Origin of the sequence: Cohnella endophytica (assembly GCF_003628305.1) — a bacterium.
GTDB classification, from domain to species: domain Bacteria; phylum Bacillota; class Bacilli; order Paenibacillales; family Paenibacillaceae; genus Cohnella; species Cohnella endophytica.
In genome coordinates this window covers 234,790-247,153 of the sequence record NZ_RBZM01000002.1, presented here as the reverse complement: position 1 = coordinate 247,153, position 12,364 = coordinate 234,790, and the positions used below count along the sequence as shown (strand labels likewise).

General features: G+C 55.3%; 12 protein-coding genes. 6 read left to right on the top strand and 6 right to left on the bottom strand.

Annotated features, from left to right (window positions below):
- The first annotated feature begins 35 nt into the window (after positions 1 to 35).
- From D7Z26_RS03225 to D7Z26_RS03200, 6 genes are all read left to right on the top strand, one after another.
- On the top strand, positions 36 to 593 hold the full coding sequence (locus tag D7Z26_RS03225) for an RNA polymerase sigma factor (RefSeq protein WP_407643480.1): 558 nt from the start codon (positions 36 to 38) through the stop codon (positions 591 to 593).
- Positions 593 to 1,789, top strand: coding sequence for a hypothetical protein (locus D7Z26_RS03220; RefSeq protein WP_120974628.1), 1,197 nt, complete (start codon positions 593 to 595; stop codon positions 1,787 to 1,789). The genes D7Z26_RS03225 and D7Z26_RS03220 overlap by 1 nt, the downstream gene beginning before the upstream one ends.
- 144 nt (positions 1,790 to 1,933) lie before the next feature.
- Complete coding sequence (locus D7Z26_RS03215) at positions 1,934 to 2,806, top strand: 3-hydroxyacyl-CoA dehydrogenase family protein (RefSeq protein WP_120974627.1); 873 nt, start codon at positions 1,934 to 1,936, stop codon at positions 2,804 to 2,806.
- Positions 2,803 to 4,056 carry an acetate kinase gene (locus D7Z26_RS03210; protein ID WP_120974626.1) on the top strand — a complete coding sequence of 418 codons (1,254 nt, stop codon included), beginning with the start codon at positions 2,803 to 2,805 and terminating at the stop codon, positions 4,054 to 4,056. The genes D7Z26_RS03215 and D7Z26_RS03210 overlap by 4 nt, the downstream gene beginning before the upstream one ends.
- Before the next feature lie 2 nt (positions 4,057 to 4,058).
- Positions 4,059 to 5,351: an asparagine--tRNA ligase gene (gene asnS, locus D7Z26_RS03205; RefSeq protein WP_120974625.1), complete on the top strand. Its 1,293-nt coding sequence runs from the start codon at positions 4,059 to 4,061 to the stop codon at positions 5,349 to 5,351.
- 56 nt (positions 5,352 to 5,407) lie between these two features.
- Positions 5,408 to 6,133 (top strand): DnaD domain-containing protein, encoded by a 726-nt coding sequence (locus D7Z26_RS03200; RefSeq protein WP_199731646.1) that lies wholly within the window; start codon positions 5,408 to 5,410, stop codon positions 6,131 to 6,133.
- An 83-nt stretch (positions 6,134 to 6,216) separates the two neighbouring features.
- On the opposite strand, the gene mtnB is transcribed toward D7Z26_RS03200, so the two are convergent.
- Genes mtnB through proB form a run of 6 tightly spaced genes read right to left on the bottom strand, consistent with a single transcriptional unit; the run spans position 6,217 to position 12,094 of the window.
- Positions 6,217 to 6,867, bottom strand: coding sequence for a methylthioribulose 1-phosphate dehydratase (mtnB, locus tag D7Z26_RS03195; protein WP_120974624.1), 651 nt, complete (start codon positions 6,865 to 6,867; stop codon positions 6,217 to 6,219).
- Entirely contained in the window at positions 6,864 to 7,553 is a 690-nt protein-coding gene (locus D7Z26_RS03190) for a 2-hydroxy-3-keto-5-methylthiopentenyl-1-phosphate phosphatase (RefSeq protein ID WP_120974623.1), read from the bottom strand. The genes mtnB and D7Z26_RS03190 overlap by 4 nt, the downstream gene beginning before the upstream one ends.
- Entirely contained in the window at positions 7,550 to 8,779 is a 1,230-nt protein-coding gene (locus D7Z26_RS03185; RefSeq protein ID WP_120974622.1) for a 2,3-diketo-5-methylthiopentyl-1-phosphate enolase, read from the bottom strand. Before D7Z26_RS03185 ends, D7Z26_RS03190 begins: the two co-directional genes overlap by 4 nt.
- Positions 8,780 to 8,833: 54 nt before the next feature.
- The gene (gene proC / locus D7Z26_RS03180; RefSeq protein WP_120974621.1) at positions 8,834 to 9,715 is read right to left on the bottom strand and encodes a pyrroline-5-carboxylate reductase; all 882 of its coding nucleotides are present in this window, start codon (positions 9,713 to 9,715) and stop codon (positions 8,834 to 8,836) included.
- Positions 9,716 to 9,726: 11 nt separating this feature from the next.
- On the bottom strand, positions 9,727 to 10,974 hold the full coding sequence (locus D7Z26_RS03175; protein ID WP_120974620.1) for a glutamate-5-semialdehyde dehydrogenase: 1,248 nt from the start codon (positions 10,972 to 10,974) through the stop codon (positions 9,727 to 9,729).
- Positions 10,967 to 12,094 (bottom strand): glutamate 5-kinase, encoded by a 1,128-nt coding sequence (gene proB, locus D7Z26_RS03170; protein ID WP_120974619.1) that lies wholly within the window; start codon positions 12,092 to 12,094, stop codon positions 10,967 to 10,969. The genes D7Z26_RS03175 and proB overlap by 8 nt, the downstream gene beginning before the upstream one ends.
- Positions 12,095 to 12,364 lie beyond the last annotated feature (270 nt).

Here is a 12,364-nt window from a genome sequence, read left to right as displayed (position 1 = left end):
CCTAGTGCCGATTTGAATCGTCAAATGGAATAGAGGTGGCAAGCTTGGACTCGCAACGGAATTTCGATTTCCTTAAATATATGGTCGAGAGCGACGATAACAAAGGGTTGCTCAACGAATTAATGACCGCTTACGGCAAAGATGTATGGAACTACGCCTATAGCATTACGCGCAAATGGGATTTGTCGGACGACATTACCCAAGAGGTGTTCATTAAAGTATTCCGCAACATGCACGCGTTCCGCAGGGACGCCTCGGTCAAAACTTGGCTGCTTACGATTACGCGAAACACGGCCATCGACTACCAGAGATCGGCTTTTTTCCGTAAGGTAACGCTTTCGGATGTCGTCGAAGACTATGGGGAGCGCCATTCCGTCGAACACGACGTGCTGGAGAAATCAGCCGTTAACGACATGTGGAGAATGGTACTGGAGCTGCCTAAAAAATACCGCGAAGTAATTATCCTATACGCTCATCACCAGTTATCGCTGAAAGAAATCGCCCAAGTGCTCGACGTGACGGAAGGAACGGTTAAATCCCGAATGTTCCACGCCCGGCAAAAATTATCCAAGATGAAGGAGGCGAACCGCTAATGGATGACAAAGAATTATTCGAACAGCTGGCGCGCGGTCCGCTGACTCGGAATGGATTCGATGAATCGCTAAGGCGCAAAATAAACGAAAGTCTCGACCAGCCGGTACGCAAGCGCAACAAAAACCGGCCTTGGTTCATCCGATGGAACGCGGCAAGCATTTCCATGCTATTACTTATAGGCGTCGCCGTCGGAGTCTGGGGCTGGCACGGCATCGCAACGGACAACGCGGACAAACAGTTCCAAGCTTCGCAACAGCCTTCGGAAACTTCGCACGCCGCTTCTACCGAAGAGATCAATCCGATTCCCCACTCGGCTGTCGTCATCGGGCTCAGGCAAGACGGCGCGCAGGGAGATAACCGAAGCAGTTACCGAACGTTCATCGTTGCGCCGGAGAATGACCAGCTCTCTTTCGTAAAGAGCGGGGAAGGGATCTGGATGCCGTATAAATCGGACTTCTGGAAAATCGATGCCGTTGCGGACGACTTGGGCAAGGGAACGCAGACGCTTCTATCCGCTCGGGGGGGACGGGGAGATTGGAACGCCGCCATGTTTAAGGATTCGATAAGGGCGACCGAAAAGCTTTTGTACGCGGGTAACGAGTTCGTCTCGATTCTGAGGACGGTAAACGTGGACGAGAACGGCAATTCGGTAGACAAGAGCAGCGCATGGGTCAATAGCGTCGCCGATCTAACTTCCGCGAACAGGGGGACGTCCTCCGATTCCTTAGAGGTTAACCACTATTCGCTAGCCAAGGCGCTGAAAAACAATCCGACGGGGGCCGACGCCGATGAATGGGCTATATCGAGGGATTCGGCCAAATGGGTAGCCAAACAGTCGACATCCGCCGGAGTCGTAGAGGTTTCCGCTATCCCTGGCTGGCCGACGATACCGGTCGAACTGACGGACAATATCGTGAAGGACAAACCGCTCGCGATTAGCTGGGATAAGGTGGTAAAACTCGAACCGACGGCAGTGGACGCCTATACGTCGCAAGATCAAGATGTCGTCGTCATCGTCACTCCGACCAGCATTAAGCTGTATCCGTACCAATTGCCGAAGTCGGAGATGAAGCCGGTGGATATCGAGCTTGGCTCCAACGAATCGGTCGTTATGGTGCAATGGGCGACGAAGCAATCTTACGTTGAGAATTGGAAAACCATGTTCACCAAATGGTTCGCCGCTTCGGCAAAATAGGCCGAATTATGATAAGATGAGAGTACCCGAACTTTCTTAGCGTCGCGACCGATCGCGAGCGGAAGTCGGGTATACTCATCTTATTGTTTATTAGGGAATAGAGCCGCCGATCGGCGGCGCAGTCGAGCTGGAGGGAATACGGTCATGTTTAAGATTATCGGCGTAGTCGGCGCGGGCACGATGGGGCAGAGTATCGCGGAGATGCTTGCGGTCAAAGGGATGGACGTTCATCTCGTGGAGAGAACGCCCGAAAGATTGCAGAACGCGAGAGAAATGCTGGAACAGAGCTTGGATCGCCAGATGGAACGATGGGCGATCACGGCGGCGGAGAAGAAGCTGACGCTCAACCGAATACATATGGAAACTTCCTTGCAATATTTAACGGATTGCGATCTCGTCATCGAGACGATCAGCGAGGACCTGGATGCAAAGAAGGAGGTATTCCGTCAATTGGACGGCATACTCGCCAACAATGCCGTATTGGCTAGCAATACGTCCACGCTGAGCTTAACGGAGCTGGCGGGCACGAGCGCGTATCCGGAACGGGTAATCGGAATGCATTTCGTCTATCCTGCGTTGCGCATCGACGTCGTGGAAATTATCCGCGGTTTGCAAACGTCCGACGATACGTTCGACCGGACCAAGTCCTTCATCGAAGACGTGCTGGCCAAGAAGGGCGTCATGGTGTACGAATCGCCGGGTTTCGTGACGACTAGATTGATCTGCTTGTTGATTAACGAAGCGCTCCATTTATTGGAGGAAGGAGTCGCTTCCACGTCGGATATCGATTCCGCGATGAGAATCGGATACTCGTTCGAGCATGGTCCGCTCGAGATGGCTGACCGTTTCGGTCTCGATTCCGTACTTGCCGCGCTCGACCGGATGTTCCGCGAATTCGGGGAGCTGAAATACCGGCCTTCATTCCTGCTGAAGAAAAAAGTACGCGCGGGCCAGCTTGGCGTGAAAAGCGGAATCGGATTTTTCAAATACGGCAAGGACGGTGAAAGACTGTCATGAACATACTCGTCATAAACGCGGGCAGCTCTTCGCTGAAATACCAGCTTTACAATATGGAGACGGAAGACGTTCTCGCCAAAGGGCGCGTAGAGAGAATCGGCATGGACTCCTCGATTCTTACCCATGAAGTGGACAATCAGCCGGAGGTAAGGGAAGTTAGCGAGATTCTCGACCATACGACGGCGATCAAAAAGGTTCTCGATATGTTGACGCATAAGAAATTCGGCGTATTGCGCAACATGAGTGATATTCAAGCCGTCGGACACCGCGTCGTGCACGGAGGGGAGTCGTTCAGCCGTTCCGTGCTGGTCGATCAGGCCGTGAAGCTTGAAATCCGCAAGCTGTTCGACTTGGCCCCGCTGCATAACCCTGCGCACATGATGGGAATCGCAGCAGTGGAGGCCAATCTTCCGGAGGTGCCGCAGGCGGTCGTATTCGATACGGCTTTCCATCAGACGATGCCGCCGATATCGTATTTGTACGCGATTCCGACCGTGCTGTACAGCAAGCATAAGATTCGCCGATACGGGTTCCATGGTACTTCCCACGATTATGTCAGCAAAAAAGCCGCCGATTTCCTCGGCCGTCCGCTATCCGAGCTGAAGCTGATTACTTGCCATATCGGTAACGGAGCGAGCTGCGCCGCGATTCTATATGGCCAATCTTACGATACGAGCATGGGCATGACGCCGCTCGAGGGTCTAATGATGGGTACCCGCAGCGGCGATCTGGATCCGGCAATCGTGCCTTACACGATCAATAAAGAAGATCTGACTTTAAACGAAGTCAATTCGATGCTGAACAAGCATAGCGGACTACTTGCCATCTCGGGCATCAGCAGCGACATGCGCGAGGTCGTCGATGCGATGAAAGAAGGCAACGAGAAGGCGAAGCTTGCATTCGAGATGTATGCTTATCGCATCCGCAAATATATCGGCTCGTACGTCGCCGCGATGGACGGAGTGGATGCGATCGTCTTTACCGCGGGCGTAGGGGAAAATTCGGACGCGCTTCGCAAAGAGGTGTGCCAAGGACTCACGTTTTTCGGAGTGCAGCTGTCCGGCGAACGAAACGCGGTTCGATCGTCGGAGCCTAGACGGATTACGTCCGACGATTCGAAGGTTAGCGTACTCGTCGTTCCTACGAACGAAGAGTTGTTGATCGCAAGGGACACCTATAACTTAGTTCTTGAGCAACATCAGACCATAACGGAAGCGGATTCCGATGAACAATCTAACGAAGGAGAATGAACATGGAAAAAGCAGATTTGGGGACGATAGGTAAATTTGTAGGGCAGACGGTTACGTTAGGAGGCTGGCTAACGCGCAAGCGTTCGAGCGGCAAAATCCAGTTCCTGCAAATCCGCGACGGACTGGGCTTTATCCAAGGGGTGCTCGTCAAAGCCGAAGTCGACGAATCCGTATGGGAGAAAGCCGGACAGCTGACGCAGGAGAGTTCGTTATACGTTACGGGCACGGTGCGCGAAGAGCCTCGCAGCTCTTCCGGATACGAGCTGCAAGTTACGGATATCGAGATCATCCAGATCGCGAAGGATTATCCGATTACTCCGAAGGAGCATGGCGTCGACTTCTTGATGGATCACCGTCATCTCTGGCTCCGCGCTCCGCGGCAAAGGGCGATCTTGCGCATCCGCGCGACGATCATATCCGCGATCCAAGGCTTCTTCGACGAAAGAGGCTTTACATTGGTCGATCCGCCGGTATTGACGCCGTCTTCTTGCGAAGGCACGACGAATTTGTTCCATACCAAATATTTCGACGAAGACGCTTATTTGACCCAAAGCGGTCAGCTGTATATGGAAGCGGCCGCGATGGCGCTTGGCAAAGTGTACTCCTTCGGACCGACGTTCCGGGCGGAGAAATCCAAAACCCGCCGTCATCTGATCGAATTTTGGATGATCGAGCCCGAGATGGCGTTCGTTGACCACGAGCAGAACTTGAACGTTCAAGAACAGTTCATCTCGCATGTCGTCGGCAAAGTGCTTGCCGATTGCAGAGCCGAGCTTGCCGTTTTGGAGCGCGACGTAGCGGCCCTTGAGCGCGTTATGCCGCCGTTCCCTCGGATTACGTATGACGAAGCGCTCGTATTGCTCAAAGAAGTGGGAATGGAGCTGCCGTGGGGCGAAGACTTCGGCGCTCCTCACGAGACGGCGATCGCCGAGAAATTCGACCGTCCGGTGTTCATTACCCATTATCCGGCAAGTTTTAAAGCGTTCTACATGAAACCCGATCCGAACCGTCCGGAAGTCGTGCTTTGCGCGGATATGATCGCGCCGGAAGGTTACGGGGAAATTATCGGCGGATCTCAGAGAATCGACGATCCAGAGCTTCTGGCCGAACGGTTCGCGGAACATGAGTTGACCGAAGAAGCGTATGGCTGGTACATGGACTTGCGCAAATACGGCACCGTGCCGCACTCGGGATTCGGTTTGGGACTAGAGAGAGCCGTTGCTTGGATATGCGGCCTAGACCACGTACGCGAGACGATCGCGTTCCCGCGTACGTTATACCGTCTGTATCCGTAACGGGATAGAACGCACGGGTTGCAATAATTCAAGGAGAATGGTGGTGCGACTCTAGAATGAACGACCGCAATGCACTTGCAAAGGGAATGGCGGAAGCTTATATGGATGGCGCCGTCAGTATTCCGTACGCGCTGCTTCGTACTTACAGGGCGCTTAAACTGGACGATACGGAAGGGATGCTGCTTCTTCATCTGATCGCTTACAGACAGCTTGAGCAGAACGAGTTTCCGACGATCGAGCAGCTGCAGGAGCGCTTGGGCTGCTCGCCCGCGCTTGTAGGACAGACGCTGCAGAAGCTTATGAAGCTCGGTTTCGTTACGATCGACGAGCAGTTCGATGCCCAGTCCGGCATTCAATCGGAAAAATATAATTTATCGGGTTTGTTCCACAAGATGGGCATGCTGCTAGCTGCCGGGGAACTCCCTCTGCGTACCACGACTAGCGGCTACGATAAGGCGGAGGAAACGTCGACGGCCATCCGAACGGAAACGGTTAGGCCGACCGTAGTATCCTCGACCGGCATCGCGAGCAATTTGTTCGCGCAGTTCGAGCAGGAGTTCGGCAGGCCGTTAACGCCGTTCGAGTACGATACGATTAGCGGTTGGCTGGATCAAGACAAATACGCCGAGGAGTTAATCCGGTTCGCGTTAAAGGAATCGGTGTTCGCGGGCAAGCTTCATTTTCGCTACATCGATCGCATCTTGTTGGAATGGAGCCGCAATCGCGTCACGAACGTCGAAGAAGCACGCCTGCACGCCCAGAAATTCAGAGCGGGCCGATAACGCAAACAAAAAAACCACTCGAATGTTTTCCCGCGGGGGAGGGCTGTCGAGTGGTTTTCGCTTTGGAGGAGCGAGGACTGTCGTTACTTGCCGCCTTTCAACAATTGCCAACGATACGCGTATTCGAACAGGAATTCGAACGCTTCGAGGTGTTTCTTGGCTTCGGAAGCATCCCGGCCCCAGACGCATACGCCATGCTTGCGGATAAGCAATCCGGGTACGCGGGCGTTCAGGACCCCGGCGATTTCCGGAACGATCCGAGGAACGTCGGCGTAGTTCGGCACGATCGGCACTTCGATGACGGCGTCCTCTTCCCAAATGTTGAACGCTTTGATGAGCTCGACGCCTTCGATCGGTACCGACCGTCGCTCCCAGTAAAGCTCGGAGACGAGGTTATTAAAGACGGAGTGGATGTGGAAGATGGCTCCCGCGCCCGTCAAGCGATAGATTTCCCTATGCAAGGACGTTTCCGCCGAAGGCTTCAGCCCGGTCGTCTCGCATGGGATTCCGTCCTGATCGACGAAGAGGAAATCTTCCGGCGTAGATTTCGTTTTGTCTTTGCCGCTTGCCGTTACCGCGAAATAGAACGATTCGGGCGTATAGGGTCCGACCCTCATGGACAAGTTGCCGCTCGTGCCGGGAAACCAGCTGCGGGATGCGAAGTCCGCTTTCACGGCGGAAAATTCGCTTAAGATGCGTTGCTTTTCCTCGAGCGCGATGTTCGCGAAGCTCATGAAGTGCGGCCTCCTTGTTCAAGGTGTTGGATAATGTCGTGGAACGTATCGAACGGGATGTGCGGCAACCCGAGCTCACGGCAACGCTCCGTCAGATGGGAGCGGGAGAACACCAGATCCACGAGCTTAGCGCCTGCGAAATCGGTAATGCTGTCTCCGATCAAGATGCGATAATACTCGTCGTTCGGGAACTGCCGGATTACCGCGGTCTTGCACATGCCGCATCCTCCGTTATCGCAATGTTCGTCGCAGTCGTGGGGCCAGGTTATCTTAATATTGTCGCCGCTGAAGTCGCTTCCGTTGCAGTAAATGTGATCGTCGGGAATACCGAACGGGGCGAGTAAAGGATAGATGAAAAAGTCGATGCCGCCGCTCGTGACGTAGAAGGGCACATCGTGGAGTTTGCACCATTCCAGCAACTCGGGGAAGCCCGGACGTATTCCGGCGGTACTTAAGATGTACTCGCGCACTTCATCCTTCAGGGAAGAAGGAAGGAGCGCGAACATTTCCCCGACGCCTTGTTTGATCGATTTCTTCACGGAGACGATATCCTTGATGATCTCTTCGATGCCGGGAGGGTTAAAATGCTTCATGACGGCGACGATGTTGTCGTTTAACGTGATCGTTCCGTCGAAATCGCAGAAAAGAACGGGTTTGCGTGGGAATGTCGATGTCGGCTGGCTCATGATGTGCGTATCCCCCATAATTCGATAGCTTGTTTTAACTCCTTGTGCCGTTCGGCGTATTGGACTAGCGAACTGCCGGTTTTGACCGCATCCACCGCTTGGCGGAAGGCGCGTCCCCCCGCGGCGGGTCCGCCCGGATGCCCGTGAACGCCGCCTCCGGCGTTAACGACGACTTCCGGTCCGAAGTCGCCCATAATGAGCGGGACGAGTCCCGGATGGATGCCGGCCGAAGGTACGGGCATCGCCGGCTTCTGAGGCAAGGAAGGGGTAAGCAACGCTTCCTTGACGGCCAGGTTTTCCGCTTTGGGCATAACGACCGAGCCATAAGGCGACGGGAACAGCGAAAGATCGGCTCCCGCGATTCTCATTAGCTTGCCAAGCAGAAGCGGGGCGGAGATGCCGTGATGCATGGACGGGTACAATGCCCCGGCTAGCGACGGATGCGCGGCGATCGGAACGCTGATGTCCGGATCGGCGGCTAGCTCGGCAAGCGCGTCGAAGCCGTATGCAAGCACATTGAACAGCAAGCCGTTCGCTCCGGCCGCGATGGCTCGTTTCGCGTTATCTTTCAATTGGAAGGTGGAGCCCGTTAGATTGGTGAAGTAAAGAAGCTTCTGCCCTGTTGCTTGTTCGGCTTCGCGGGCCGCGCTCATGCATGCTTCGACGCGCTTCTCGAGCGGGCTTAGCGGGTTCTCGAACAAAATTTCGTCGTCCTTGATCAGATCGACTCCGCCTAGCGCCTGTTGGAGAAATTGCTCTCGCAGGTTCGGCAACTCTTGTCCGATGACCGACTTGAAGATGCTCATTACGAGCGGCCTGTCATGGACGCCAAGCAGGTCGCGTATGCCCTGTACGCCGAATTTCGGACCCGGGAACGCGCTCAGGAAATCCGCGGAAGGCCGGATGTCGATCAGCTTGATACGTCCGTCCATCGACAGCTTGCCGAAAGCGGTCACCAGAAAAGCCGGTATGTCGCGGCTAAAGTTCGCATCCGGATACGCGATCTCGATATCGGCGTAACGCTCGCCGGGATTGGAACTCTCGCTGACGTCAACGGATACGACTTGACCGAGATGCTTCTGCATTTGCTCTTTGGCCGCTTCGGGAAGATCCGTCCAGCTGCCTACGGTGAGACCAACGGCGATGCTTTGCGCTTTCTTATGGAAATCGGCTTTATCATCGTAGAGCCGATAAGTTGCGTTACTATAGGAGGCGCTTAAGCTCATTGGACAACCCTTCTTTCTGTCTTTCGTTCTTTCGTTATTTGTTAGGCTTTTACGTTATGCCTGTTGGGCTTTGATCGCTTCATCGCGAATCGCTTCGCCCATCTCGTTCGCCCTCTCGACGCAACGAACGATCGCTTGGTTCATTCCTTCTTGGAAGGAGAAGCGATCCAAAGTCAGAATAGCGGCCTCGGTCGTTCCGTTCGGAGACGTGACCTTGCGGCGGAGATCTCCGGGATTCTCGCCCGTCGATTGAACCATCTCTGCCGCGCCTTTCACCGTCTGAACGGTGAGCTGTAAAGCCGCTTCCCGCGTGAGACCGAGCTTAACGCCCGCGTCGATCATCGCTTCCATCAAGTAATACACGTAAGCCGGTCCGCTCCCGGACACGCCGTTAACCGCGGCGATCAGCGGTTCATCGACGACGGCGACCAGTCCTACGGCATTAAACATCGTTAACGCCAATTCTCGATGCTCAGGCGTGACGGCGTCAGAGAAGCAGATGCCCGTAGCGCCTAACCCGATCGTGCTGGACGTATTCGGCATCGTACGCACGACGGGCTGCGGTCGGCCGAGCAGTTGCTGGATCGTATCGATCGTTAAGCCGGCGATCAAGGAGACTACGAGTTGGTCCGGGCGCAGTAACGGTTTAAGCGAGATCAGCGCGTTAGCGGAATCTTTCGGTTTCATGCCGAGAATGATGACGTCGGAAGTACGCAACGCGTCTTCTTTGGAAGCATCCGTGGCAGCCGGGATTACCCCGTATTGCCGTTGCAATTGCAGTAGGCGTTCCGCGTTCTGGCGGTTCATTACCGTCACGTTGGACGGATTAGTCAGCTTGGCGTCAATAAGACCGCGCAAAATCGCCTCGGCCATGGATCCCGCGCCGTAGAAACATAATGTGATTCCTCCGAGGGAGGAAGGGGATGATTCGTTCATGCGTACGCCTCCTAAGATCTGATTTGACCGGTACCGACGACGCGGTATTTCGTGGACGTGAGAGCCGGAAGCCCCATGGGTCCGCGCGCGTGAAGCTTTTGGGTGCTAATTCCGATCTCGGCGCCGAATCCGAATTCGAAACCGTCGGTAAAGCGGGTAGACGCATTATGGTACACGGCCGCAGCGTCGATTTCTTGCAAGAAGCGTTCGGCGTTGATCGCGTCTTCCGTGACGATGCATTCCGAATGTTTCGTGCCGAAGCGCGCGATATGGCTTAAAGCCTCGTCTAAATCTTTTACCACTTTGACGTTCAAGATGTAGTCGTTGTATTCCGTTGCGAAATCTTGCTCGGTCGCCGGATTGGCCCAAGCTACGAGCTCGCGGACGATGTCGCAGCCCTTCAGCTCGACTTTCGCCTCGCGGAACGTTTCCGATAGCTTAGCCAGATGAGCGCGAGCGAACGACTCCTGCAACAGTAACGTCTCCATCGAGTTGCATACGGAAGGCCGTTGCGCCTTGGCATTTAAGGAGATCGCTTCCGCCATCGCGTAATCGGCGGTGTTTTCGACGTAAGTATGGCAGACGCCCGCCCCGGTCTCGATGACCGGTACGGTTGCGTTCTGCACGACGTTCTGGATTAAGGATGCCCCGCCGCGCGGAATGATTACGTCGAGCAATCCGTTCAGCTTCAGCATCTCGTCCACGGACCCGCGTCCGGAGTCTTCGATCAACTGCAGGGAATCCGCCGGAATCGCCGAACGGGAAAGCGCTTCTCGCAAGACGGATATGATGCTCCGGTTGGAAGAGAGAGCGGCGGATCCGCCGCGCAGGACGACGGAGTTACCCGACTTCAAGCAGAGCGTCGCGGCGTCTACGGTTACGTTCGGCCTCGCTTCGTAGATGATGCCTATGACGCCGATCGGCACGCGGCGTTTCTCGATTTTCAATCCGTTCGGACGTTCGATCGATTCGAGCAAGTCGCCGACGGGATCAGGCAATCCGACGATCATCTTCACGGCGTCGGCAATGTCTTGAAGTCTGGCTGGCGTTAACCGAAGACGGTCGAGCAGGGACGGGGAAGTTCCGTTATCCCTACCGCGCGCGAGATCTTCTTCGTTGGCTTTAAGAATCCGATCCTGTTCGGCAATCAAAGCGTCCGCCATCAGAAGCAGTCCTTCGTTTTTCTCTTGTGCGGTAAGTCGATTGAGAACGGTTGCGGCTTGCTTGGCCGCGCTAGCTTTGCTGATCACTTCACTCATGAGAGCTGGCCTCCTTGATAAGGGATGATCCGACCCATTCGTCGCGGTGAATCACTTCCGCGCGGGGGACCTCGATGCGCTTGAGCGCTTCTTCGCTGGACAGACCGGCGACTGCCGTAATTTGCCAAGCGGCATAGTGGGTAACTCCGCGGCCGAGAATGCGGCCGTCGGCGTTGACGACTTCGACGACTTCGCCGGGGTGGAAGTCGCCTTCCGCCCTTAAGATTCCTGCCGGAAGGAGGCTGCGTCCGCGATTGAGCAACGCGTTCTCGGCTCCGGCGTCGACGACGATTCGTCCTTGCGGAACGGAGAGGAAGCCGACCCAATGCTTCTTGGCGGAAAGGGATTGCAGGGAAGACGCGAAGTAAGTACCTTTACCCGTACCCGCGACGGCTTCGGCGAGATCGCCGGGCTCAGATACCCGACCCACGAAGAGCGGAACGCCTCCTTGCATCGCGATCCGCGCGGCTTCGATCTTGGAGCGCATGCCGCCGGTTCCGACCGAGGAACCGGCTCCGCCTGCCATTTGGTACAGTTCGTCGGACAGCACTTCGATGCGTTCGAGCCGTTTGGCATCCGGAACCTTGCGCGGGTCCCCGGTGTATACGCCGTCCATATCGGTTAGGATATAGAGGCCGTCGGCCTTGACCAGATTGGCGACGAGCGCGGACAAGGAGTCGTTCTCGCCGAATTTGATCTCGTCTACGGCGACGGTATCGTTCTCGTTAATGATCGGCACCGCGAACTGCTTCAGCAGCTCCTCGATCGTTCTTGTGGCGTTCTGGGATCGCCCGCGGTTGCTGAAGTCGGGTCGGGTTAGCAAAATTTGCGCGGCGGTAATGCCGCTGGCATTAAACGCTTCTTGATAGGCTTGCATTAGTAATGCCTGGCCAACGGCCGCGGCCGCTTGTTTCTCATGAACGAGCTTAGGCCGGGTCGCGTATCCGAGGCGGCGGAATCCCGCCGCGATCGCACCCGAAGTAACAAGCAATACTTGGTATCCCGAGGCGTGTAGCCGGGCGATTTCATCCGCGAAAAAGCGCACTTGCAGGCGGTTTAATCCGCCTTCTTCGGCAGTCAGCGAGCTGCTTCCGATTTTGACAACGATACGTTTACCCATGCTTAGAACCCCCTATCAAGCCATAAAAAAAACTCCCGCCCTAAATAAAGGACGAAAGTTCAACTTCCGCGGTGCCACCTTCATTGACGGCGCCTACTTACGGCGTCCGCCCGCTCATGGTCCTGATAACAGCAGGATCTGTCCGGCTCATCGCCGTCCGCTCGGGGATGGGGGAGGCGGGGGACAAGGTAAATTTTCTCAGCCTCGAAATTTACTCTCTGGTCATGTCCGGATCCGCTTCGTTTCCCGTCAATGCGTTCATATGGCGCG